Origin of the sequence: Alcaligenes sp. Lyrl_28 (genome assembly GCF_051948705.1) — a bacterium.
Lineage (GTDB): Bacteria > Pseudomonadota > Gammaproteobacteria > Burkholderiales > Burkholderiaceae_B > Alcaligenes > Alcaligenes ammonioxydans.
On sequence record NZ_JAYJLG010000001.1, the window covers coordinates 240515 to 265534 of the forward strand.

A 25020-nucleotide genomic window follows, 5' to 3' on the forward strand; every position below is an offset into this window, starting at 1 on the left:
AGACAAGCGCGGGCCACAGCATTCAGACCCCGACATAGGCCGTGCACAAGCCATAGGCCACCACGCCCAGCAATGTTGATCCCGCAATCCCCCCTGGCCAGCGACGGCCCAGCAGGACGCCGGCCAGGCCGGCCAGCAAAGGGGGCAAATCCAGGGCCAACTGATCGGGACGCAGCAAGGATATCAAGGACACGACCAATAAGGACACCACGCCCGCAGGACCAATCGCACCGAACAAACGGGGCCAGATCGAAATACGACTGGGATCAGCTTTGGGCTGACGTCCCCCAAGGCGCAAAGGTAGATAGCGAATCAAAAATGTGCCCAGTCCAGCCAGCACAACCATGAGCAGGAAACTCCAGTCCATCTCCACCCCCTACGCGCGGCGCAAAGCCATCAAACCCCCGGCCAGCATGCCCACAATAATGGCCAAGTACGAGGGCAGCAAAGTCATGGCAAGCAAGGCTCCCAACGCCGCAGCCAGCAGCACGGCCATGGGTGCCGAGCGGCGGATTTCCAGCAGCAAGGCAAAAAACAGCGCTGGCAGAACAAAGCCCAAGGTTTTTTCCAAAACCGGTGACTGCCCCAACAAGTCGCTGGCAAAATACGCGCCTACCGCCGTACCCAGCACCCAGGACAGATACGATCCCAGTTGCAAACCGCAATACCAGGACTCCTGTTCCAGGGGTGGTTGACGCGCTATGCCGGCCGCAGAGGCCGCAAACACCTCATCGGTCAGGCCAGGAGCCAAAAACAGGCTGGAGACCGTCCTGGGACCGGTAAAAAAACCCATCAGGCTGGGGCCATAAAACACATGACGCAGGTTCATTACCAGCACAATCCCCAAAATACTGGGATAGGCGGCACCAGCAAGCAGCAGGCTGATCAATATAAACTGGCTGGCGCCGGCGTACACGACCAGAGACACCAACACCGCCAACCACGGCGACAGACCCGCATGCACGGCAGCCAAACCAAACGAAATGGCGACGGGCACATAGCCCAGAGCAATGGAGGCGCTGTCGCGCAAACCACGTCGATACGCCGAACCGATCATCATGAAAAACCTTGTTGCGCCTGTCTAGGCCTGAAAAGCACCAATAAAGATCGCTGGATCTACCCGAGCATTGTTCAGACTGACATTCCAGTGCAAGTGAGGGCCAGTTGCACGGCCCGTCGCACCCGAACGTGCCACCACATCACCCCTGCTGACGCGGTCGCCCACTCGTACATCAAAGGTCGACAAGTGGCAGAACATGGTGATCAGGCCCTGACCATGATCAACAAATACAGTTTTGCCGTTGAAGAAGTAATCCGCCACGATGGTCACGATTCCGTCTGCCGGCACCTTGACCGCCGTGCCGGTCGGCGCTGCGAAGTCCAGGCCGGAATGGGGGTTGCGCTCTTCACCGTTGAAGAAACGGCGTAGACCGAAAGGACTGGTCAGACGCCCCGGCACTGGTTTTTCAAAAACCACATTGCTGGGTCCCTCTTCGCGGAAACTGGCATAAGCCTGCATCTGCTCTTCGTACTCACGCTCGAAACGGGCCTGCTGTTGCGGGTCCGGATTCACATGGGACTTGTTCTTAAGGGTGATACGCTGCTCACGATACCGTTTGCTGCCCACCTGGAACCCCACCGCAGGCTGGCCTTGCACCACGAGGCTGTGTTGACCAGGCCGTGTTTTCAGGTCCAGGCCCACAATGGCTTTCCAATGCCGGTCAGCATCCTGAATCACCAGGACACGCTGGCCGTTAAAGTTCGCTACCGGCATCGTGGCGGCCGTTCCCAAGTCCAGCACGGCCACTCCGCCCGGCACTGGGTGGTGAAGCGTACGTTCGATGAATGTGCCCGCAGGCGGCGCCGCGTGGGCCCACCACGGAGCGGTCAAGCCCCAAACAGTTGCGGCGCCTATAAGGCGCCGCCGTACCATCGAAATATCCGTGTGAGTCATGCTCATACTCTTTGAAAATGCCCCTGGAGCCCACGGGCTCCAGAGTTGTGTCGTGTGATGCGCGTCGCCTTATTCGTTATCGCCGCTAGCGCTCAACTCTTTTTCCGCCTCGGGCAGAAGCTGAACCTTTTCCTCAACACGCATGGCCTGCAACACAGCCTGCGTCTCGGTACGAGCCATGGCTTGTGTCAGTTGTGCAGTCAGCATGTCCAGACCAGGATTGCCCGCCTTGCCAGGCTGATGGCTCAAAATCTGCACCACCGTGTAGCCCTGGGGCTGACGATCACCTACATAGGCGGGCAGCTTGTCCACCGGATTGGCAAGCACCTTGTTCAACAAAGCCTCATCCATCTCCGGGAACTCGGCACGGCTCACGGCAAACTGGGCCGAGAAATTCTCAGGCTCTGCCCCCGCCTGCAGCTCCTTCAAGTAGTCCTCACCGGCCTGAACGGCCAATGCAGCAGCTTTTTCACGACGCAGGTTTTCTTCGGCAATACCGCGCACCTTATCCAGTGCCGGCACATGCGCTTGCTTCACATCCACAACGCGCAGCGCGATCAACGTGTCTGGCGAGACTTCCACGACACCCGCATTCTTACGCGAGGCCATGGCTTCAGCGTTGAACAAGGCCTGCCGCACGCGACTGTCATCGAGCACGGCCGCATCGGGACTGTCGGCCGCAGCCAGTTCACCGTCAACCTGGGAAGCCGGAATCAAACCCTGACGGCTGACGCCTTGGGCCTGCTTCAGGGTCAGCCCCAGTGCATTGGCGGCCGCTTCCAGATTGTCTTCATTTTCGTATACCAGATTGGTCAGCTTGCTGGCCATATCGGCAAAGCGCTCCGAGGCCAGCTGTTTGCGCACTTCATCCTGCACCTTGCTACGGGCTTGCTCAAAGGACTCACCTTGTTCTGGCTGAACCTCATTGCTCTTGAAGATATGAAAACCATTAGGCCCTTCGATCACGCCCGACACATCGCCTTTTTTCAAGGCGAACACGGCGTTCTCCAGCACGCTGGGCCAGGAACCTTTGCTGACCCACCCCAGTTCCCCGCCTTCACGGGCGCTACCCTCGTCCTGGGAATGGGCGCGGGCCAAATCGGCAAAACTCTCTTTATCGGCCTGTGCCTTTTCAGCCAGCTCGCGCGCCTTGGTCTGGGCCGCTTCGCGTTCGCTGTCAGAGGTGCCAGCCGGCAAGGTCACCAGAATATGACTGATATTGACCCGACCGGCCTGCACATAACGCGCCTTGTTTTGCTCGTAGTATTGCTTGAGCTGCTCATCGGTCGGGGTGGGCAAATCCTTGGAGGCCGCCGCTTCATTGAGCAGCAGATATTCCACCTTGACTTGCTCGGGCAGTTCCAACGATTGCTTGTTCGCGTCATACCAGGCTTGCAAGTCGGCATCACTGATCTGCACCTTGGATTCAAAGTCACGAGTCAGGAAGCTGCGAACACGCACGCCACGCTCTTCCGTCAGCGCGATCTCCAGCTTGTTCATCACGCTGGGCAGCATGGAGGCGCTGGCTGCCACTGGGCCGAGAACACGTTGCAGGGCCAACTGGCCACGCTGGCTTTGTTCGAAATCGCGGGTATTGATACCGGCCGAGGCCAATACCTGGCTATACAGAGCCGGCGAAAAGACGCCATTTTCCTGAAACTCCGGCATGGAGGCAATGTAATCGCGCAGCGCAATGTCAGACACGTTGAAGCGGTCAGCAGTAGCCACTTCAATTTGTACTCGCTGATCGATCAAAGACTCCAGCAAAGCACGACGGCTCTCTATGCTGTCGGCCTGGGCCAGATCAAAACCGGAAGGATTGTTGCGCTGCATATCATCGAGCTGCATGCGGCGCGCACGATCAAATTCCTGGCTGGTAATAGCGCTATCGCCAACTTTGACAATATCGCTATCGCCAGAAACATAGCTGGAGTAGCCGCTGACGCCAATCAGTACAAAAGACGGCAGAATCAGCACTAACAACACCAGCTGCATGACGCGTTGGTTCTTACGGATAATCTCGAACATTAATCATCACCTACTTTCGCTTGCAGCAAGGTGCTGCGGGCGGCGCATCAGACCGGAGAGAGAGCCCGGCTCGGCCTGAAAATATACCGTGTTTGAATCAAGTGTGTTTGGCTTAAACTGTGGCTTCACGAAGTGCCCAACAGCGCTCAAAATAGGGCGTTATGAGTACTTGATGTGGCCTAGGATCGGATTGTAAATCCAAAACCTTAACCGTACAGTGTACAGCCCCGGTTAAAATAGTACATTGGCTTTTTATCACGCCGCTTGCGAGTCCGCCATGCCTTCAATGAATCATCACTGGCCCTACCCCGCTTTGATCGCCCACCGTGGTGCAGGCAAGATTGCGCCGGAAAATACCCTGGCCGCCATTCGGGTCGGTACACAGAACGGTTTTCGCATGATGGAGTACGACGTCAAACTGAGCCGTGATGGGGTTCCCGTGCTGCTGCACGACGACACGCTGGAGCGCACGTCCAATGGACAAGGCTTGGCCTCCCGACTGACACTGGCCGAACTGTCCGCCCTGGACTTTGGCGCCTGGCATTCCTCGGCCTATGCTGGAGAGCCCATACCCACTCTAGGTTCGATTGCCGCCTTTACCCTGGCCAATCAGGTTCACAGCAATATCGAAATCAAGCCCACCACGGGACACGAGGCGGAAACCGGACGTCAGGTCGCCCTGGCTGCCCAGGCTTTATGGGCTCAGGCCAGCCTGCCTCCGCTGCTGTCCTCTTTTTCCGAAGTCGCTCTGGAGGCGGCGCAGCAAGCCGCACCTACCTTGCCCCGAGCCCTACTGATTGAAGAGGAAGTTCCTGCTGATTGGCCGGAGCGTCTGGAGCGTCTGGGCTGTATGGGGCTGAATCTGAACGACCGCTTTGTCAGCCAGGCCCTGGTGCAGGCGGTCCGTAGCAAAGGCTATACCGTCGCCGTCTGGACCGTGAACGACGCCGAGCGAGTGCGCGAACTGCTGGACTGGGGATGCAATGCCATCTTCACCGATAAGGTCACCACGATCCGCCCCGACACGCTTTAACTCAACCGCAACACCAGGATTTCTTTTGTTCAGCTATCGTCACGCTTTTCACGCCGGCAACCACGCGGATGTACTCAAACACGCCACCTTGCTGCATATTTTCAATTATTACGCTCACAAAGACAGCGCGTTCAGCATCATCGACACCCACTGCGGTGCTGGTATCTATGATCTGGAACACGACTGGGCGCAAACCAAAGGCGAGTTCTACGACGGCCTGGACCGCGTCTTGCAGCAAGATGAGTACCCGGAGCTGGTGGAGCACTATATTGACGCCATTGCCGACCTGAATCCGGACGGAACCGCCCGCTATTATCCCGGTTCTCCCTGGCTGGCCCTGATGCATCTGCGTGCGCAAGACAGCTTTCATGGCTTCGAGTTGCACCCGACTGAATTTGACGTTTTGAGCACGAACGTGGCGCGACTGTTTCCTCAAGGAAACCGCCGGGTGCGCCTCTATCAGGAAAATGGCTTTGAACAGCTGGGACGGCTACTGCCGCCGCCATCACGACGCGCCATCGTGGTAATGGACCCTTCGTACGAGGCCAAGTCCGACTATCAGCAAGTCTTGAACAGCGTCAGAAACGCCCTCAAGCGTTTTGCCCAGGCCTGCATGGTCGTGTGGTATCCGATTGTGCAACGCCCCGAAGTACAGGCCTTGCAACGCAAGCTGGAGCAACTGGAGACACCTTGGCTGCATGTGAGCCTGACGGTTCGTGCTCCGGCCAAAAATGGTTTGGGTTTGCATGGCAGTGGCCTGTTCATCAGCAATCCTCCCTGGACGCTGCTCAACGCTCTGGAACAAAGCATGCCTTGGTTAACAAAAACGCTGGCCCAGGATGACAAGGCCAGCTTTCAACTTCGTCATTCGGGGCTGTAAACCGCCCCGTTTGCCTTTAGGCCAGACGCTCGGACTCTTTCATGTAGCGCCACTGGCCCATAGGCAGATCACCCAGCACCAGTTCGCCAATACGCACGCGCTTCAGGCCCACCACTTTCAGGCCAACCAGTTCACACATGCGGCGAATCTGGCGTTTCTTGCCTTCGCGCAAGATGAAACGCAGCTGATCATCGTTTTGCCAGGACACTTGGGCGGGCAGCAAAGGCTTGCCATCCAGGCTCAAACCAAAGTTCAGCAGCTCCAGCCCCCGTTCGCTGAGCTTGCCGGTCACTCGCACCAGATATTCCTTGTCGATGACCGAGTCTTCGCCAATAATCTGGCGCGCAATACGACCGTCCTGTGTCAGGATCAGCAAACCGGTGGAGTCAATGTCCAGACGGCCTGCAGGCGCCAGACCGCGCAAATGCGCCGGGTCAAAGCGTTGACTGCCACGGCCGCCCTTGTATTGGTTGGCGGCACTGATCAGCGACACCGCATTGCGGTAACCGGCCTCGGCCTGTCCCGACACATAACCCACGGGCTTGTGCAGCAAGATGGTGGCACGTTGAGTCTGACGCTGACGCGCCTGCTTTTCCAGTGTGATTTTCTGATTGGGGTAGGCTTTGCTCCCCAATTCAGAGACGATTTGACCGTCCACACGGACCCAGCCGCGCTCGATAAAAGCGTCCGCCTCACGGCGTGAACACATGCCGCGCTGGGCCATCAATTTTGAGATACGTTCTTTTTCCATGAGCGCTATTTTATGGCTTTGGCGATAATACAGGACATGAAATTTCCCTCCAGCATAAAAAAACCTTGGCATGCGCAGGTCCACCCCAGCGCAAGCCCTGCTCAAAAGTACTGGCTTCATCGTCCGGGCGCCCTGACCGCGGGCCTGCGTCGGCTGGGCCTGGTCCATCTGGACGTCGTGCGCGAATACGCCTGCCGCCTGAACCCGCAAGAGGCCGCTTTGATCCGAAAGCCGCCGGGCACGCTGGCCTGGGTACGGGAAGTGTCCATGAGCGTGGACGGAATCCGCTGCGTGGTCGCCCGCAGTTTCACGCCCTTGGCTGCCTCCCACAGTGTCTGGCAAGGCATACGACGGCTGCGCAGCCGCCCGCTGGCCGACATGCTTTATAACGATGCCCAGATACAACGCTCGGCCTTTCTCAGTTGCCGTTTACATCGCGGCATGAGCTTTTTCCGCAGTGTTGAGCGTGCCTGCAAACAGGATAAGGAGCCGGTACCCCACGCGCCGCTGATTCTGTCACGCTGCTCGGTTTTCTGGCGCCACGGTCAGCCCCTTTTGGTGGCCGAGTCCTTCATGCCCGCCTTCTGGGATCACGGTGCTACACTGGCTTAGTCATATTTCGACATTAGTTAATAATACTGAGTTATATAACGAGCCTAACCATGCCCACGCAAGTCGATCAAAGCCGCCGCAACGCCTTTATTCTGTCTGGAATGCAAGCGCTGGGGGGAGCAAATCCGGCATTGGTGGTGGCCTTGAGCAGTCTGGTCGGCCAGAAAATGGCCAGCAGCCCCGATCTGGCAACCTTGCCGGTGGGTATTTTCAATCTGGGCTTGGCAGTCGGTATTTTGCCGGCCGCCTATCTGATGCGCCGCCTGGGACGCCAGGGCGGCTACCTGATTGGCGCCTTGCTGGGTGTCGCAGCGGGTCTGCTGGCCGCTGCAGGAATCTATGGCCTGTCCTTTGCCATGTTCTGCATGGGCACACTGCTGGCCGGATTCTATGCTTCCTACGTGCAAAGTTATCGTTTCGCCGCCGCCGACGAGGCCAGCGAGATCTTCCGACCCAAAGCAATCTCCTGGGTGATGGCCGGTGGGCTGCTCGGCGCCATTATCGCCACCCAGACCATTATCCATACGCAAGACATCTGGCCTGACCATCCTTTTGCCGCTGCCTTCCTGGCACAAGCCGCCTTGGCAGCTCTGGTGTTGCCTTTCGCCTTCAGCTTGCGTCTGGCACCCGGTACACGCCACCAGCGGCAGAAAGTGCCCTATACCGGCCGCCCCTCGCGCGAGATTGCCTCCAATAGCTACTTCATCATTGCCCTGATCGCCGGGGTCGCCTCTTATGTGCTGATGAACTTTCTGATGACGGCCTCGCCCTTGGCTATGGTCATGCATGGCCACAGCCTTAAAGAATCCACGCTGGGCATTCAATGGCATATTCTGGCCATGTTCGGCCCCAGTTTTTTCACCGGCCATCTGATCAAGCGCTTTGGCAAGATCCCGGTCACCTTTGTGGGTGTGCTTTTGCTGGGTCTGGCCAGCATGGTGGCTTTACTGGGCATGACCGTACCGCACTTTTGGGTCAGTTTGATTTTGCTGGGGCTGGGCTGGAACTTCGGCTTTATCGGCGCTACCAATATGGTGGTGGATTGCTACCGCCCTGAAGAGCGTAGCCGGGTGCAGGCCCTGAATGATTTCATCATCTTTACCTGTGTGGCCTTGTCCTCCTTCACCTCGGGCCGTGTGCTGGCCGTGTATGGCTGGTATGGCGTCAACACCTGGACTTTACCGATTTCCGCCGTGGTGATGCTGGCTCTGGCCTGGTTGTACTTCAAGAACAAGCGTCAGCCCTACTTCGCCAGTTAAGCAAAGCGACAACCGCAAAGCGACGGCTCATGGAAAACGGCCCCAAAGCCCTGGATGGAACCCTGGCTTTGGGGCCGTTCTTCTTGCGTTCAAATCATCGGCAAATAAGGCGGCTTGGGCCCGCGTGGAAACTGGGCATCCAGTGCCTGAATATGCTCGGGCTGCAATATCAGATCCCCAGCAGCCGCATTTTGCTGGGCATGAGCCGCACGTGATGCCTTGGGAATCACAAACACATGGGGGTCACGCAGCAAAAAGGCCAAAGCTACTTGACGCGCGGTGGCCTGATATTGGGTGGCAATCTCGGCCAACAAGGCCCCGCCTTCAGAATCCGGCTCCGGAAAATCATCATGACCGAAGGGACTGTACGCCACCACGCTAACTTGATGCTCCTGACACCAGGGCATGACCGCGTGTTCAATCGCACGCTCATTCAGGTGATACAAAACCTGATTGCAGGCGATCTCGCCCGGGCCCACGATGTCGTACAGCGCTTCCAGTTCCGGCACGTCAAAATTGCTGACGCCCCATTGCTTGATCTTGCCTTGCTGCACCAGCTTGTCAAAGGCTGCGCAGGTTTCTTCCAAAGGAATCTGGCCCGGCCAATGCAATAAGTACAGATCCAGATAATCGGTGCCCAGACGCTTTAGGCTGGCCTCGCAAGCGCGGATCACGCCCTGCCTACTGGCATTGAAGGGCAAGACCTTAGACACCAGAAACGCCTCATGGCGACGACCTTGCAAGGCCTGCCCGATCAGGCTTTCTGCCTGACCATCCCCATACATTTCTGCCGTGTCGATATGGTTCATTCCTGCATCCAGGCCCGCCCGAAAGGCCGCAATACTCTGCGCCCGATCCGACTGCTCGACATACCAGCTGCCTTGTCCCACGCGCGAGACGCGCGAAGCGGAACCCAAGGGTGCGTATCGCATCAGTCCGTCCTTATCGTGCTGCGCTCAGAGCCCGAGATACCGGGACACGAGTGCCTGTTAGAGCGCATCGCGGCCGCTTTCCGAGGTACGAATACGGATAGCCTGTTCGACCGGCGTCACAAAAATTTTGCCATCGCCAATCTTGCCGGTATGAGCCGCTTTGATAATGGCTTCGATGATGGCATCACAGCGATCTGCCGCCACCACAATATCCACACGAATCTTGGGCAGAAAGTCCACCACGTATTCAGCCCCGCGATACAGCTCGGTGTGGCCTTTCTGACGGCCAAAGCCCTTGACCTCGGTCACGGTCAAGCCGTTCACATCCAGCTCTGCCAGAGCCTCACGTACTTCATCCAGCTTGAAAGGTTTGATAATGGCCGTAATTTGTTTCATGGTTACTCACACGTCAAATTGAAAGAGATTCTTTGCCACTGTCCCGCAAGGAGCGGTGACTTTCTGCTGCCAGGCTCAGGCCCAGACTCAGATCCCGGCCAGTAGGCGACTGGAACAGACGCAAACCGATTTCAGGCAGCACCGCCAGAAAGTGATCAAAAATATCGCCCTGGATACGCTCATGGTCCACCCAGGCCGTTTTATTGGTAAAGCAATACACCTCGACAGGAATACCCTCGGCAGTCGGCTCCATCATGCGCACCATCTGAATCATGTCCTGATGGATTTCAGCATGGCGCTTGATATAGGCCATGCAGTAGGCGCGAAACGTACCCAGATTGGTCAAGCGGCGATAGTTGACCGCATCCATGCCCGCACGGCTGAGCTCCTGGTTGGAGCGCTCCAGATCTTCTTTTTTCTCGTTCAGATAATCGCGCAGCAAGGCAAAACGCGACAGGCTGTCCACTTCGGAAGGGGTCAAGAACCGCACGCTGGACGCATCAATACTCAAGGTGCGCTTGATCCGTCGCCCACCAGACTCGAACATCTGGCGCCAGTTGCGATAACTTTCGGAAAACAGCTTGTAGGTCGGAATGGTAGTGACCGTCTTGTCCCAGTTCTGCACCTTGACGGTATGCAAAGCGATATCAATCACAAAGCCATCCGCACCGGCCTGTTTCATCTCGATCCAGTCACCAATGCGCAGCATGTCATTGGTGCTCATTTGCGTACTGGCCACCAGCGACAGCAAAGTGTCTTTGAAAACCAGCAGCAATACCGCCGACAGCGCGCCCAGACCGGAGAGCAGCAGCACAGGGGATTGGTCCAGAATAATGGAGATCATGACGATGATGCCCACCGCCCAGACCGCGATCTTGGCAACCTCCACGTATCCCTTGATGGATTTGGTGCGCCCTTTGCTGGAGTTGGCATAGACCTCTTGCCAGGCCCCCAGCAAACTGACAATTGCCATGATGAAAAAGACCAGAAAGCCCAGCAGAGCCACGCGCTCGACCACCTCCAGCAAGGTCTTGGTCAACGGCAGCAACGTCAGGTTGGAGCTGACCACCAACAAGGGCACGGCATACCCCACATTGCGCACGAAGCGCTTTTTAACCAAAGCCCGCGCCCAATCATCCTTGCCTGCCACTTTCAACAAACGCCGTACCAGACGGGAAAGCACCGACGTGGTCAACCAGCTGACAATCCAGACCAGCACGGTCAGCATGGCCAGGCCGGCCAGGATCTGTACCCAGCGATCCTGCGGTAAATACGCCTCGATCCATTGCCAGCCCAACAAATCGGCAAAGGTGCGTTCTTGCTCCATGTCGTGTTCCTTATCCAGCCAGCCCCAAAAAGGTCTGCCTGGTTTCCTAGAGTCTGAAAACTCTCTAATATACTGCACAGCGTCTGTTTCCTGCGGGACTGGATGACCTGCGTTCGTCCGTCCGATCCACTATAATTGCCCTCTATGTCAACACACACCCCCCCCTCTTCCCAAGACCAGTTTGCCAATAAAGCCATGGCCTGGTCGGCTCGTTTTTCCGAGCCCGTCTCTGATCTTGTCAAACGCTACACAGCGTCGGTGGACTTTGACAAGCGCATGGCCCGCTTTGATATTCAGGGTTCCCTGGCCCACGCCAGCATGCTGGCTGCTGTCGGTGTGATCACCGAGCAGGACAAAGCCGACATTGAGCGCGGCATGAGCCAGATTCTGGACGAAATCGCCCAAGGCCAGTTCCAGTGGTTGCTGGATCTGGAAGACGTGCACCTGAACATTGAAAAGCGCCTGGTCGAGCTGATTGGCGATGCCGGCAAACGCCTGCACACGGGCCGTTCGCGCAATGACCAGGTGGCAACCGACATTCGCCTGTGGCTGCGCAATGAAATCGACATTGCCCTGGACCTGCTGGCCCAGATGCAGCGCAAGCTGGCCGAGCTGGCCCTGGCCCAGGCAGATACAATTTTGCCCGGCTTTACCCACCTGCAAGTGGCCCAGCCCGTCACATTTGGCCACCATTTGCTGGCTTACGCCGAAATGTTCCAGCGCGATGCCGAGCGTCTGCAAGACTGCCGCAAACGCGTGAACCGTCTGCCTTTGGGCGCTGCCGCCCTGGCCGGTACCAGCTACCCCATCGACCGCGAAATGGTTGCCAAGCTGCTGAACTTTGACGATGTGTGCCGCAACTCGCTGGATGCTGTGTCGGACCGCGACTTCGCCATCGAATTCTGCGCCGCTGCTGCCCTGATCATGACGCACATCTCCCGCTTCTCCGAGGAGCTGGTGCTGTGGATGAGCCCACGCGTGGGATTTATCGATCTGGCCGACCGCTTTTGCACCGGCAGCTCCATCATGCCGCAAAAGAAAAACCCCGACGTTCCCGAGCTGGCCCGTGGCAAGACGGGTCGCGTCAATGGTCACCTGATCGCCTTGCTGACCTTGATGAAAGGCCAACCGCTGGCCTACAACAAGGACAACCAGGAAGACAAGGAAGGTCTGTTCGATTCGGCTGATACCATTCGCGACACCCTGACCATTTTTGTCGACCTGATCTCCGGCATCAAGGTCAAGCCAGAAGCGATGCGCGCCGCCGCCCTGCAAGGCTTTGCAACCGCTACCGATCTGGCCGACTACCTGGTCAAGAAAGGCCTGCCGTTCCGTGACGCCCACGAAACCGTGGCCCTGGCCGTACGCGAGTGCGAACAACTGGGCTGCGATCTGGCTGATCTGAACCTGGAACAGCTGCAGAAATTCGACAGCCGTATCGAGTCGGACATTTTTGGCGTGCTGACACTGGAAGGCTCGGTCGCTTCGCGCAAACACATCGGTGGCACCGCCCCCGAGCGTGTCCGCATCGAGGCACAGCGCATTCTGGATCGTATTCCAGGCTGATAAGTAGCGACAGCTGAATGCTGAAAAACCGCTCCTGAATATCAGGAGCGGTTTTTTTGTCTTAACTCAGATTGGATCTGACATGTACTGTCAGCTGAGTTAGGGGTAGTCCGCAACTTCTGCTTTCGGCCACTAGCTGTCGGTCACACTTGGAAAAAGTGAACGCTTAATGTTTGAAATAAAAGGGGGGGCCGACGACATTTCTATTCATCAAACTAATTAGCCGATTGCTTGCTCAATAGCCTGTATTAGTGGGTCGAACTCGCTGCTAATTTCCTCTATATATCGCTCGATTGCGAGAGTTCGAATAACCTCCACTTCGGCTTCGGCCTCTTTAGCTATGCAAGCTGCAACTGCGTGATGATCTTTGACCTCATCACGCAGAAGAATCCAATCTACGTCAACCCCATACTTATTCCTCATCAGCGCCCGAACTGCGGTATGACTGAAGACTTCAACCTCAGGTGGCTTAGTGCCTGGAAATGAGAACAAACCCTCCGATGGGTTAGGGCCGACATCAGCATCTCGCACAGCGATTGCATTCTTTCCTGTCTTTTTTAGGACGCGCACGGCTTCGCGCACTGCGTCTTTACATCCGATGTCATGGATAGCAACGGTCTTCAGTAACTCTTTGCGTTTTCCCCTAATGATTTCAGATAAAAGAACTTTCGCGAAGACATCTTCGACGCAAATATCTAGCGCTCGGACGTGTCCTGAAGAGAGGATTGAGCGAACTTGGTTTGATGAAATTTCGTTGAGAAGCTCGACGCCATTCGAGTCGCGAATAAGCAGCTTTCTGGATTTACTTGGGAGAGCGTTAAGTATGACACTGGAATGCGTGGAAAGTATCACTTGGTGGTGACGCCTGTTACATACGTCAAGAAGGTACTTGGTGAACTCGTACTGAGCACTTTCGTGCAGCGAGGTCTCTGGTTCTTCAAGAATGAACAGGCTTTGCTCTGGGGACTTCTCAAGTGCATCTACGGTGTAAAGAATGCGCCCCTCTCCGAATCCCATGTTGTTCTCTGAGTATGAGTAGCCGAGTCGAGATGCAACTCCTATCTCCGACTCTCGATTTTTGTGTGAAACCCCTTGAAACCCAACTGTGTCGTACTTGTGCCCAATTATTCTGGCCACATGCTCGATCACTTCCTGGTCAAGATCTCGCTTCTCTGTAAACGTCAATGTGGCGCCGCCATACACACTGAGGTCTCTGCGTTCAACCTTGGGTATGTAGACAGTAAATCCGATGTAATAACAGTGGCGCTCCGGTTGTCGTTTGTAGCCTGACCAAGCGGAGCTGGCACGCGAGATCGTTACTTCTTGCGGCTTTTTGTGGTCATCCGTCTCGTAGATGTAGACAACCTTTGCTTTGTCAGTAACTGGCTTTGGGTCGGCCACGGAAATTGGAAAGAAGTCTTTGATGTATTGACGTCTATAGTCAAGTGCCGTTGACGGCTTTCGGTACGCGCAGATCGCAAGTTGACCAAGCGTACTTTTTCCTGCCCCATTCAGCCCGGAGATCGCTGTAACTGGATGGTCGAGAGTCAAATCCATCGCAGATATACCTCGGAACCCATCAATATGAATCTGTCGAAGACAATGGCCGAAGTTCGAGTAACGATTTTTGGTAGTGTACTTGCTTTGCAGTTTGTTGGTGGAGTCAGCCATATTTATCCCCGAATTACTTAACAAGAATCTGGACCGCACTAAGAGCGGACCACACATAGAGACGACTAACACGACCATAAAAAAGAGCTATGGGCTTTTGTAGCCTTAGCTCTACGGTTTCTAATTAGTGCAGAAATAAATTCTTCAAATTAGCCATGAAAGCTGCTGCTCCTTCAACGTCGCGAGCCAAACCGTTGTTGGATATTATCCAGCTAACGTTTTTAGTTATGGGCAATATAGCAGATGTATCAGAATCATTCTTTGCGCAATGTCGCTGCCCATTTAAAACCACTTTTCAATATTTTTTTCTCAGTGACTGTTTAAGGTCGGAAGTCGCCTACCGCACGTCGGAGGGCGGCGCCCAGCCAGTTTCTGTCATGCGGCCGATTCAGAAGAATATCGATAGACTGGCTGGTCGTTCTACGCAAGCAGGCAGACTACCGGAGAGCCTTGCTACGCGCATCGGAAAGCAATGCGATTAACACGGCAGCAGCGATAAAGGTAAGCATTCTACAGTCGCCTGGAGCCTAGTCGGGCGGGTTGGCGTCTGGCCACTATGCGACGTCCGCGCCGTTCGACGGCTCGTAGCTTAGTGGTTTAAATGTCACCGGAAAGCAGCGTTCGTCTCGACCGGACTGCGTTCAGGCTGGCTCTATTGTTGTGCACTCCCACGCTAGGCATTCGAAGTTGAACTGAGCTTCCATTTCCGCTGATGTCAGAACGATTAGACTGGGATTTTCACGCGCAGAAATCACAACCGCGAGACGCCAGTTATGATTCAGATTTGAGCATTTACGTTCATTTCGAGAGATGAAGAAGCGCGGTGCGATCGCATCCGTACCCTTTACTTCATAGAGAAGCTCTTCCCGCCCACGTCGAGCGAGCAGATCGTAACCACAGTTCTCCCGCTGACGGTCCTGGACTGTAAAACCTTGGTGTTCCAACTGTTGCGTAACGTAGTCGATTGCCGCCAGCTCAATTTCTCGCCTAGTTTGTGGGTCGGCGAAACCGCCGCCGCGCACTGCTACTGAAATAGCTTCGTCGGAAACGAGAAACAAAATACCCGCGATATCATCAGCTATGCGGTTGCCACGGTACCTCTCGATCGTCGACCTATCGGTCCTGTAAGCCGTTGCTCTGTATTTCCCAAGATACACCCACGCATTGGTGCCCCGCTTAACATAGGTTGGAACGGCCTCCGGAGTGTCGATGAGCAGCTTCGCGCGTTGTTGGATGCGCGGGCCCTTACCAATAACAATGACCTCAGGAGCACGTTCGTTCAAATCAAGGCGAAGGGCAAGCCCTTTGACCTTCCCATTCTTGGTGCGGATATAGTCGTCCCCTCCGGCAGTCAAGCGCGCTAGCTCGCGCGTGTCAATCAACTCGGGATGCTTCGCTGCCTTTTTACTCTTGGGTTTGTGGCTGAGAGAGCAATTTCTGTTGCGATGCAAATGCTCAAAGTGAGCTGGAGTATGGCCGCCCCCTTGGTGTGGACGAACATTTCGATCGCATTCTGTACATTTGAACGCCGGTACTGGCCGTTTTTCCGTGCGAGCGATTTCCCGCAGTCGAATCGCCTCTTGTACGCTGATCTTCCTTTGCTCCAATTTGCACAGTATTGCTGTCGCCATTATTTCTCCTATTCATAAGCGATTACAGCTTTGCTAGCACCGGATTCTAACTCAGGCCCTCGGAGGCGGCGTGATATACCACTAGGCGCTTCTTACTGTGCAGGCCACCGACCGATTTGTCGTAACAGCCGCCGTTGGTCGTCAAGGGGACGGGCTATCTGCTTTGGGTCGACAGCAGCAATTATGATAGGCTGCTTCCAGCCAGAAGCCGTCATTTCATCATTGATCTTTGGACTACTTGCAACAAGATCCAATCTAGAAATTTTTAGATTTTCCTAAAAATTTTCTTGTTATTGCTCACTCCCTGGATGGAGGATAGATTCTTTTTTACAAGAACGACGGACCTACTTTCCTGTTGTCTAAATCTAGTTAGGACTCAGGCTCATCATGTTTGTGAAACACCTATGAAATTAAACGCTAAATTCCTGAACAAAATTATTGAGCCGGCACTAGATAATTTTTTTAAGAATGAAATCAACTCGATACTTGCCGACGTTTCTGAGCGGAATCTGTGCGCACGGCTGGCACTGCATTTCGAAAGCCAAATGAAAGTTGCTGGCCTCGTCGGTTACTACGCCGATCCGGAATACAGCCGCAAGCAAGAGGGGCAGGTTAAGACAATTCTTAACGGCAACATGGAAGTAATTTCAATCACTTGTGATTTGATCATTCACAGTCGTGGGGAAACTGTAACTAAGGACAATTTAATCGCGATCGAAATGGCAAAACCCAACAAGTCGCCAGCGGAAATGCAAGACGACAGGAATCGTCTGATGGCACTAACTAAGGCTAGTTATGACGGAGTCTGGTCGAATGACGGCATTGCACATCCCGAGCATGTGTGCGGTTACGTAAAGGGACTCTTTTTGATTGTAGATAGAAAGGCTCGCCATGCGCATTTGGAGTCATATGCGCATGGCGTAGTTTCGCAGCCGCCTAAGCAAATTATTTTCTAAGGCCGCTTAGTCCCAAATGAGGTCAAACACGACTCTCAAGCCGACCCGCCTTCGGCGGTTGGCTTAGCTTTTTCGTTAGTGTGTGCTTGCTAGATCGTTTCCTGCCTGATAGATTTGGCAGCGTCTGTCAGATCTATCTGAGTCAATAAGTTTATACCGCTTCGACCTACTTCCAATCCTGCCCGGCTTTGCATCTTAGACTTAGTACTCAGCTTCGCTGCTGATATCGGCAAGCCACCTTTACTAACTACATCTTCTAGCCTACTAAACCCCTCCAACAGCATTCGAAAAAACGGCACCGCCCCAAAGAGCAAGTGCCGCACTTCATTGTTAAGGCTGAGGCTGAATCAACAGCATCGTGCTGCTTTGCGCATTACGACGAATGTCCGCATGCGTCACATCCATCGTCTTGCACTCGAAGTTCTCGTACAACTTCAGCTGATCCTCATAATGCGGGCTGCGCACTCCATTGCGGTCGGTGAAACCGCTTTGGCCGGGCGGCATGGCGTCGCAGAACTCCACGCCCCTGGCATCAAACACCACGCGGTTATTTTCCGTGCCTCGATTCTGATAGCCGGTAAAGGCAAAGGTATTGCCCGGCATCGTCTGCGGGGTTCCCGTGAAGTTCTTGTCGCTGAAACGATGCACGGAGGTCGGCATGGTCCAGCGCGCCATCTGAGCGCCCTGCTCCTGGCTCAAGAGAGCCTGCGCATGTCGCAAAGCCTCCAGCATGATTTCTTCAGAAGAGCGCTCACCAAAGACATTCACACGCTTGGGATCGGGATGGGCTTCCAGCGCCAAGGCACGCAACAAGACCTTGGTGCCCATGCTCAAGTTGATGGAACCGGGGTTGGGACCTTGCTGCGTGGCAAAACCAGTCTGGCTATACATGGCGCGATGCGATTCAGGCACCACCGGCATCAAGACCTGCTTGTACATTTCTTCCAGCCAGGTCTTGAAGAGCACCCGCGCCGGTCCGGCATTTTGCCCTCCCTGATCCTGTTCCATTCCATCCCAGGCGAGCAACATCGTCAGCGCCGCCTTGCTGCTATCGTCGGCCGGCAGCTGTTGCGCCAGCTTTTCCAGATGTGGGCGGAAGTAGCGCCAGTTCACATCGCTATAGGAGGCTTTTTGATTGAACTCCCAGATCTCCTGCACACTGAAGAGGTCTTTCTGCTGGTACTGACTGACCAGTTCATTCATGCGGTCGCCATAGGTCCAATAGTAAGTATCCGTATTGGTTTTGTCCGGCGCAGGCTTGTTGTTCCAGTTGACCAGATAGCCCTGGGGTGGATTGTAGGCTTTGGGAATCGCGTCGAAACTCTTGATGCCCAGCCACTCCATGCTGCCATCCCCCTTGGCAGGGACACGGATGTCCTGATCGGCAGGACGCTGGGGCAGGAAGGCCGGCGAGACATAACCAATATTGCCGTGCTTGTCGGCGTAGTACCAGTTGATCGAAATCGCCATCTTGCTGGCTTGATCCAGAAACTCCGTCCAGTTGCGGGCCTTGGCCACGTTCAACCAGGCTAGCAAGGACTGCACCTCATAGCCATCCCAGCTGCGTTTCTTGCTGTACGCCGCGCCCTGATCGTAATCAAACTGCATCACAGGGCCGTGCACGGTGCGCCAGATCGTCATTTCCCGATCAGCCTGACCGCGTACCTGGATACGTTCCTTGCGCTGCTCCATCGTGCGCCAGGCATTGTTGAACCAGTACTGATCGGCACGCGAGGGGTTCAATTTTTCCTGATATATGTCCACCACATCTTGCGGGCCAGCAGTCGCCCCCCAGGCAATCTCGCTATTGGTGCCAAACAGTACGATCGGATAGGCAAAAGGCGTATTACCCACCACATCGAAGCCGGCGCCATGCAAGCCAATGCCATAGGTGTAGGCCGGGTTGTACCAGCCAAACTGTGGGCCGTTGATCAGTACGGTCGAGCCCTCCTGCACTCGCTCGGGGCGAGTGCTCCACAGGTTGCTGGCCTTGGGCGCGAAGTCCGGGCCACGGCCGCCCCAGTGCTTGTCCTGGCGCTCTAGCTCGGTAGCCAGTACTGGCGAGGAAACATGAGCCAGATCCTGCGTCCCTGCTTGTGCCTGCGGCTTGTGCTCGGCAGCGGGGGCCGGAACCGTAGTGGGAGCTGTTGTGTCATTGATCCACAGCAGCTCATCAAACAAGGCACGGCCTCGTTCCGGGCCGTGCTGTTTCTCCAGAGACTGACGCATGGCCAGTGCCGTCACTTCCAGATTCGTGTCGGAGAAGCGATTGGCCATGGAGCCCACCCAGATCATGACCACATCAAAGTCGGTCAGCGGCTCGGGCTGGAAATCAAAATCCACATATTCTTTGGGCAGCAACTCAGGGCGACGCCGCACCTGCTCCAGATAGGCGTTATAGCCATCGGCATAGCCACGAAAAATATCGCGCTCATCCTTGGACAAGGCCGCGATCTGCCGCTGTATGGAAGCCGGGGTGAAGTTCTGCCGCACCTGCATGTCGTACTTGACGTAGGCATCTTGCTCACCAGGGCCTAAGACGGCGGCGGTTGTGCCGACAAAGGAGCGACGCGCCATATCCATCTGGAACAGACGGTCTTGGGCGACCGCATAACCATAGCCGTAATACAAGCCATAGTGGCTGTCGGCAAAGACGTGCGGCACGCCATAACTGTCCCGCATCACCTCTACCGACTGCACTTGCGCGTGGGTCGGTGCCCCCGCCCAACCCAAGATCAAACCAGCGGCCACAAGCCCGGTACGAACAAGCCCTTTCTGCATATCTGTCCCTTGTTTTTATGATACTGAAAATTATTATGAACCTAAAATATTGAAGCCAATACAAATAGGAAATCACAATGTAAAGCAATCAGGATCGAAAACAAGTAAGGGCTTGCCCTAGTCAACGCCGCTGAGCAGGGACTTGAAAGCGTACTTAGAAAGACACCAGGCGACCGGGATTAACCGCGCTCATCATGCCTATCGCGGCCTTGACCACGGGGATGGCCAGACCCGATAAGTGATGGCCCAAAGGGATGCTGCGGTGGGTAATATCCGTCAGCATGGCAAAGTCCTCGTTGCGACCCATGACGTCGTCACTAATGGCTTTACCAATACGCACGGTTTGCGCCACGCCGTGACCACTCCAGCCATGCACCATGTACACGGGAACCGCATCCTCGGTCTTGCGCGAGTCCGTGGCACCGTTCAGAGTAAAGTCACTGATCCCGCTCCAGGAAAAGTCCAACTGCACCTGCTCCAGCTGCGGGAAAACCGTCTGGATACGATCCAGCAAGTAGTCATTGATACGGTCAGGAGACCAACTGGTACCGGTGCCCTGCCCGCCAAACAGCAAACGGTTTTGACGCACGGCTCGGTAGTAGTCGATCTGGAATTGTGTGTCATACACCGCACGGTCGGTTGGCAGCAGCTCGCTGACTGGACACTCCAGGGGTTCAGTCACACCTACATAGGTATAGAACGGAACAGTGGTATTGGACTGCGTGGGCAAGAACTGCGAAGTCGTGTCATGCACGGCCAGCACCAAGGCCTGACGCGCCAGAATCGTGCCACCGGGGGTGATGGCCATGGCGCCCTTTTCCGTCTGCTCGATCTCCTGGACCGGGCTGCCTTCGTAAACTCGACCGCCATGCTGAACCAGGCCATACACCAGTCCGCGCAGCAGCGCCAAGGGGTGCAGTTGACCACCCAAGGTATCCACCACGGCACCGTGATACAGCGGCGAGCGGATTTCCTGCTCCAGCTCGTAACTACCCACAATTTCCACACTGGTATCACCCAGATAGCGGCGGGCATCCGCCCCCTCTACCAGAGCACCCATATGGCCGGCATGAACGGCAGCCGTCAAATGGCCGCGGCGACGATCAAAATCCAGTTCGTAATCCTGAGCGATCTGATCCAGTAGATCCATGGCTTCGTGCGAGGCAAAGCGCCACAAGCGACGAGCTTCATCCAAGGGCAGATGCGCGATCATGTCCGCCGCTTCCCATCGAGCCAGACCCGGTGTCAGTTGCCCGCCGTTGCGGCCTGAGGCCGCCGAGCCAATACTGTCTTTTTCCACCAGCACCACATCCAGACCGGAGCGGGCCAGGTGCAAGGCGGTCGAGGCCCCCAGCAGGCCGCCACCGACCACCAGCACATCGCAGTGCGTGTCAGCTTGCAGGGGTTCAAAGCGGGTCCAGGGTGCAAGAGACGCCTCGTAGTAGGTAGCAGGCGCGACCGCGTCGTTCAGATGGCCTTGCCGCCAGTTCCACAATCGAGGATTACTGGTCAACAAGCTCTGTGCATGAGAAACATCGTTTAAAAGCGTGGGTTTGGAAATAAGCATAAATGTCCTGTGTCTGTTACGGCCCTTTGGCCGCCTGGATCACAGAGCGGAATGCTCCGGTGACGCCCCGTCAACGCGGCGTTCCGTTCTGTCTCGTTATCAACATCCCGTTGCAAAAACGGAATGGAACGATCTTCTTCTACGCTGTAGAATTGAATTTATTCTACTCTGTAGAGTTAAACTTGGCAAATTGACCCGTTACTCTTTTCTCGCACTAAAGGAACACTATTGGCGCACGCATCCCCTCTCACCGCGACCCGAACACGCAAACTCAATAAGAACGAGCTGGTGCTGGCGGCCGTCAACTTGATCGAAGAAGCTGGGGATCATGGCTTTTCACTGCGGAAATTGGGGGAACGGGTAGGCTGCGACCCCATGGCCGTGCTCTATCACTTCAAGTCCAAAGAAGGGCTGCTGCGTGCAATGGCGGATTACTTAAGTGGTCGCATTCAACCCGTAGACCGTCACCTGCCCTGGGACGAACGACTCTATGATCTGGCCCGACAATATCGGACTCTGGCGTTGAATTATCCGCAGACTTTTCAACAAATGCAGCGTTTTCTGAATACCGGCAGTGCCGACTACCTGGTCCTTGAGCAGGTGTATGGCGCTTTGCGCGATGCAGGGTTGAGTGATGCCGAGATCCCCGCCGCGTGTGTAGGCTGGTATGCCGCCCTTTACGGCTTGATTCAAGGTGAGCTAAGTGGTTTGATCCGTCCCGTGACAAGCCAAGAACTGGACGAACTTCAACAGTGGCCTGCTGAAGACATCCCCATGCTGCGCCGGGTTCTGCCGCGCTTTGTGCATTTGCACTCCGAGCAGGTATTCAAAATGATGATGGAACTGATACACGATGGCTTGGCTGCCCACGCCAGCAAAGCGGCCACGCCTTCCCCAGACCTGTAACAGCAGAAACGGGCTCACTCCGGATCACAGCACGGATCAAGCTGCGTGGCCCCTACGCGCCCGAATGCAGAACAGCGTGCTACCCGCTGGCATGGCAAGAACAGGAAGTCCACTCCGAGCGCCCGACCAAACAGTGCATACGGCCTTGAGTCAACCTTCGATCCGCCTTTAAACGCCGTTCAGCCCACGTTTTTGGGCTTGAAAGCAGCAGCGTAGGCGATTGAGTGGGCAGGGCTGGCGTGAGGAAAAAAAACGCCCCGCAAACTGGAACTCTGTCCACTTTGCGAGGCGCTCTATAACAAGTCTGTCCAGGGCGTGTTAACGCGTAAAAACAGCAATCGACTCAACGTGCGCCGTATGCGGGAACATATTCACCACGCCCGCCGATTCCAATGTGTAGCCACCTTGATGAACCAGCACACCAGCGTCACGGGCCAAGGTACCAGGGCTACAGGACACATAAACCAGACGCTCGGGACGTTCGTGCTTTTCCAGTTGCGCCAAAGCGGTGGCCACCGCGAAGGCACCGTCACGCGGCGGGTCAATCAACATACGATCAAAATGGCCCAGATCACGTAGCCATTGCACATCCACTTCAAACAGGTTCAGCGTTGTGAATGTAGCCTTGTCCTGCAAGCCGTGAACCAAGGCCGCTTCACCAGCACGTTCGGTCAAGGTGCTGCTGCCCTCAATGCCGACCACTTCGGCAGCACGACGTGCCAGGGGCAGGCTGAAGTTACCCAGACCACAGAACAAGTCGGCCACACGGTGCTCGGGCTTGACGTCCAGCAGGGTCAAGGCACGCGAGATCAGGCTACGGTTAATGTCGTGGTTCACCTGCGTAAAGTCCGTAGGACGATACGGCATGCGCAAATCAAACTCGGGTAAGGCATAGGCCAGCTTGTCCGCATCTTCGCGCAACAAGGGGTGCGCCGTTTCCGGGCCCTTGGGCTGCAACCACCAGCTAATGTCGTGCTCTTGCCCGAAATCCTGCAAACGCTGGATATCCTCGCTGGTCAGCGGCTCCATATGACGCAGGGTCAGGGTAATGACCCGGTCGCCCATGGCCAGCTCAATCTGTGGCAATCGGTCCGGGCGCGACAGGCCTGCCAGGCAAGTGCGCAAGGGCTCGAGCAGAGCCGATACCTTGGGAGGCAACACGCGGCATTCAGTCATGTCCACAACATAACGGCCATTCTTCTCACGAAAGCCTACCAGCACTCCTCCCTTTTTGGGCACATAACGCATGGAGAAGCGCGCACGGTAGCGGTAGCCCCAGTAGGGGCCATGCAAGGGCGCCAGCACCCGGCCCGGCTTGACCTTGCCGATGTGCGCCAATGAATCCTCCAGCACACGTTGCTTAACCGCCACCTGGGCCGAGGGCTCCAGATGTTGCATGGCGCAACCGCCACAAACCCCGAAATTGGGACAGGGAGGCTCGGCACGCTGGGACGAAGCCTGCAGCAAAGCGGTCATGCGGGCCTTGTCATACGAGTCTTTGGAGCGCACCGTCTCGGCCAACACTTTCTCGCCTGGCAGCGCGCCTTCCACAAACACCACTTTGCCCTCTTTGTGGGCGACGCCGCGGCCTTCCAGATCCAGCGACTCAATTAACAATACGTCAGACATTCGATAAAAACCCAAATAAGCGTCCTGCCAGGCAGATAGGCGCAGTTGCACCGCCGCTAGCGATGGCGAATCGATGATTTTACAATGAGCATCCGGCTCAACGGGTAAAAACAAGCACAATCCGACCATGGCGGTTCCGCGAGGTCACTACCTATGCGGCACATAGATACCACAGAAGGCTGTTGGCTTCCCCCTCAAGATCCGTCTTGGGATCATTCAGGCCCGGCGCTCCACTCCAAACACGTCAGACAAAAAAAGCGGCCAGAAGCCGCTTTTTTCAGACACACTACCGAGTTTATCGCGCAGGCAGATAAGACATCGGGTTAACCGGCGTACCGGAGCGTCGAATCTCAAAGTGCAGACGAGGCGAGGTCGTGTCCGACTGGCCCAGATCGGCAATACGCTGACCCTTCTTCACTTGCTGACCTGTTTTTACATGCAGGACGCTGTTATGAGCGTAGGCGGTAATAAAGCCATTGCTGTGGCCGACCAGGACCATGGAACCCAGGCCACGCACGCCGTTACCGGCATACATGATCTTGCCGTCAGCCGCCGCTACAACCGGGTCCCCCACCTTGCCTTCAATATCAATCCCTTTGGTGGAGGCATTGAAACCCTGGATAATCTTGCCACTGGCTGGCCAGCCCCAGGCAATGAGCGCCGCATCACTGGCGCGAGGGGCCGACACCGGCGTTTCCGTCTTGACAGGGGTGGCAGGACTGACCGGCGAGGTCTGGGTGCTGCCGCTGCTGGCAGGACGTGTAGTGGTCGCCGCCATCGACGTACTTCCATCCAGACGCAGGGTTTGGCCCACACGCAGCATGGATGGATCGGTAATCTGGTTCAACTGTATCAGCGAGTTCACGTCCATGCCGTGCGCTTGTGCAATCTTGTAGAGCGTATCGCCGGGGCGTACGACGTACGTACCCGAAGCCGTGCTGACACTGCCCGCTGCTGAAGAAGAACTCAGGTCAGTGACTGGGGCGCGCTCGGTACGGCTTGCACAACCAGCCAGCAGGGTACTGGTGACCACAGCCGCCACCAGGCACTGACGGGGCGTCAAGAACCACTGTGTACCGGTGGAAGCAGCGGTTAACGGTAACCTGACTGCATGCTGCATATAAATCTCCTGAGAATATCT

21 protein-coding genes are annotated in these 25020 nt (G+C 55.9%); 7 read left to right on the plus strand and 14 right to left on the minus strand.

Annotated features, from left to right (window positions below; translation table 11 throughout):
- Nucleotides 1–22: 22 nt before the first annotated feature.
- The 4 genes from VF694_RS01045 to VF694_RS01060 form a co-directional block, all read right to left on the minus strand.
- Nucleotides 23–367, minus strand: a complete 345-nt coding sequence (locus tag VF694_RS01045; protein ID WP_440163533.1) for an AzlD domain-containing protein — start codon at nt 365–367, stop codon at nt 23–25.
- 9 nt (nt 368–376) lie between these two features.
- On the minus strand, nt 377–1060 hold the full coding sequence (locus tag VF694_RS01050; protein WP_165477512.1) for an AzlC family ABC transporter permease: 684 nt from the start codon (nt 1058–1060) through the stop codon (nt 377–379).
- A 21-nt stretch (nt 1061–1081) separates the two neighbouring features.
- On the minus strand, nt 1082–1954 hold the full coding sequence (locus VF694_RS01055) for a peptidoglycan DD-metalloendopeptidase family protein (protein WP_003799659.1): 873 nt from the start codon (nt 1952–1954) through the stop codon (nt 1082–1084).
- 69 nt (nt 1955–2023) lie between these two features.
- Nucleotides 2024–3982: a SurA N-terminal domain-containing protein gene (locus VF694_RS01060; RefSeq protein WP_440163534.1), complete on the minus strand. Its 1959-nt coding sequence runs from the start codon at nt 3980–3982 to the stop codon at nt 2024–2026.
- A 286-nt stretch (nt 3983–4268) separates the two neighbouring features.
- Between VF694_RS01060 and ugpQ the strand changes: the two genes are divergently transcribed.
- The gene (gene ugpQ, locus VF694_RS01065) at nt 4269–5015 is read left to right on the plus strand and encodes a glycerophosphodiester phosphodiesterase (RefSeq protein WP_240208839.1); all 747 of its coding nucleotides are present in this window, start codon (nt 4269–4271) and stop codon (nt 5013–5015) included.
- A gap of 25 nt (nt 5016–5040) precedes the next feature.
- On the plus strand, nt 5041–5895 hold the full coding sequence (locus VF694_RS01070) for a 23S rRNA (adenine(2030)-N(6))-methyltransferase RlmJ (protein ID WP_059317578.1): 855 nt from the start codon (nt 5041–5043) through the stop codon (nt 5893–5895).
- 16 nt (nt 5896–5911) lie between these two features.
- Here VF694_RS01070 and VF694_RS01075 read toward each other — a convergent pair whose 3' ends face one another.
- A complete protein-coding gene (locus VF694_RS01075) occupies nt 5912–6646 on the minus strand; it encodes a pseudouridine synthase (RefSeq protein WP_003799654.1) in 735 nt (244 codons plus the stop codon).
- 36 nt (nt 6647–6682) lie between these two features.
- Here VF694_RS01075 and VF694_RS01080 point away from each other — a divergent pair, with 36 nt between their 5' ends.
- A complete protein-coding gene (locus VF694_RS01080) occupies nt 6683–7258 on the plus strand; it encodes a chorismate--pyruvate lyase family protein (RefSeq protein WP_003799653.1) in 576 nt (191 codons plus the stop codon).
- 50 nt (nt 7259–7308) lie between these two features.
- On the plus strand, nt 7309–8517 hold the full coding sequence (locus VF694_RS01085; RefSeq protein ID WP_440163535.1) for an MFS transporter: 1209 nt from the start codon (nt 7309–7311) through the stop codon (nt 8515–8517).
- A gap of 89 nt (nt 8518–8606) precedes the next feature.
- On the opposite strand, the gene VF694_RS01090 is transcribed toward VF694_RS01085, so the two are convergent.
- From VF694_RS01090 to VF694_RS01100, 3 genes are read right to left on the minus strand one after another with little or no spacing between them, the layout of a single operon-like run.
- Nucleotides 8607–9449: an aldo/keto reductase gene (locus VF694_RS01090; RefSeq protein ID WP_003799651.1), complete on the minus strand. Its 843-nt coding sequence runs from the start codon at nt 9447–9449 to the stop codon at nt 8607–8609.
- Nucleotides 9450–9506: 57 nt separating this feature from the next.
- Entirely contained in the window at nt 9507–9845 is a 339-nt protein-coding gene (locus VF694_RS01095; protein WP_003799650.1) for a P-II family nitrogen regulator, read from the minus strand.
- Nucleotides 9846–9858: 13 nt separating this feature from the next.
- Nucleotides 9859–11172: a mechanosensitive ion channel family protein gene (locus VF694_RS01100; protein ID WP_003799649.1), complete on the minus strand. Its 1314-nt coding sequence runs from the start codon at nt 11170–11172 to the stop codon at nt 9859–9861.
- A gap of 144 nt (nt 11173–11316) precedes the next feature.
- Here VF694_RS01100 and argH point away from each other — a divergent pair, with 144 nt between their 5' ends.
- Nucleotides 11317–12738 carry an argininosuccinate lyase gene (gene argH, locus VF694_RS01105; RefSeq protein ID WP_131070621.1) on the plus strand — a complete coding sequence of 474 codons (1422 nt, stop codon included), beginning with the start codon at nt 11317–11319 and terminating at the stop codon, nt 12736–12738.
- A gap of 219 nt (nt 12739–12957) precedes the next feature.
- Here the strand turns inward: argH and VF694_RS01110 are convergent, their stop codons facing one another.
- Nucleotides 12958–14409 (minus strand): ATP-dependent nuclease, encoded by a 1452-nt coding sequence (locus VF694_RS01110; RefSeq protein WP_440163537.1) that lies wholly within the window; start codon nt 14407–14409, stop codon nt 12958–12960.
- A 641-nt stretch (nt 14410–15050) separates the two neighbouring features.
- The gene (locus VF694_RS01115) at nt 15051–16040 is read right to left on the minus strand and encodes a DUF3883 domain-containing protein (protein ID WP_440163539.1); all 990 of its coding nucleotides are present in this window, start codon (nt 16038–16040) and stop codon (nt 15051–15053) included.
- A gap of 404 nt (nt 16041–16444) precedes the next feature.
- On the opposite strand from VF694_RS01115, the gene VF694_RS01120 reads away from it, so the two are divergent.
- Entirely contained in the window at nt 16445–16996 is a 552-nt protein-coding gene (locus tag VF694_RS01120; RefSeq protein ID WP_440163540.1) for a hypothetical protein, read from the plus strand.
- A 330-nt stretch (nt 16997–17326) separates the two neighbouring features.
- On the opposite strand, the gene VF694_RS01125 is transcribed toward VF694_RS01120, so the two are convergent.
- Entirely contained in the window at nt 17327–19777 is a 2451-nt protein-coding gene (locus tag VF694_RS01125; protein ID WP_440163541.1) for a penicillin G acylase, read from the minus strand.
- Between the two features lie 154 nt (nt 19778–19931).
- Nucleotides 19932–21344 carry an NAD(P)/FAD-dependent oxidoreductase gene (locus VF694_RS01130; RefSeq protein ID WP_301605793.1) on the minus strand — a complete coding sequence of 471 codons (1413 nt, stop codon included), beginning with the start codon at nt 21342–21344 and terminating at the stop codon, nt 19932–19934.
- 228 nt (nt 21345–21572) lie between these two features.
- Here VF694_RS01130 and VF694_RS01135 point away from each other — a divergent pair, with 228 nt between their 5' ends.
- On the plus strand, nt 21573–22250 hold the full coding sequence (locus tag VF694_RS01135; protein ID WP_059317573.1) for a TetR/AcrR family transcriptional regulator: 678 nt from the start codon (nt 21573–21575) through the stop codon (nt 22248–22250).
- Between the two features lie 318 nt (nt 22251–22568).
- Here VF694_RS01135 and rlmD read toward each other — a convergent pair whose 3' ends face one another.
- Entirely contained in the window at nt 22569–23879 is a 1311-nt protein-coding gene (gene rlmD, locus VF694_RS01140; protein WP_336579451.1) for a 23S rRNA (uracil(1939)-C(5))-methyltransferase RlmD, read from the minus strand.
- A 295-nt stretch (nt 23880–24174) separates the two neighbouring features.
- Nucleotides 24175–24999 (minus strand): peptidoglycan DD-metalloendopeptidase family protein, encoded by an 825-nt coding sequence (locus VF694_RS01145; RefSeq protein WP_003799634.1) that lies wholly within the window; start codon nt 24997–24999, stop codon nt 24175–24177.
- Nucleotides 25000–25020: the final 21 nt, after the last annotated feature.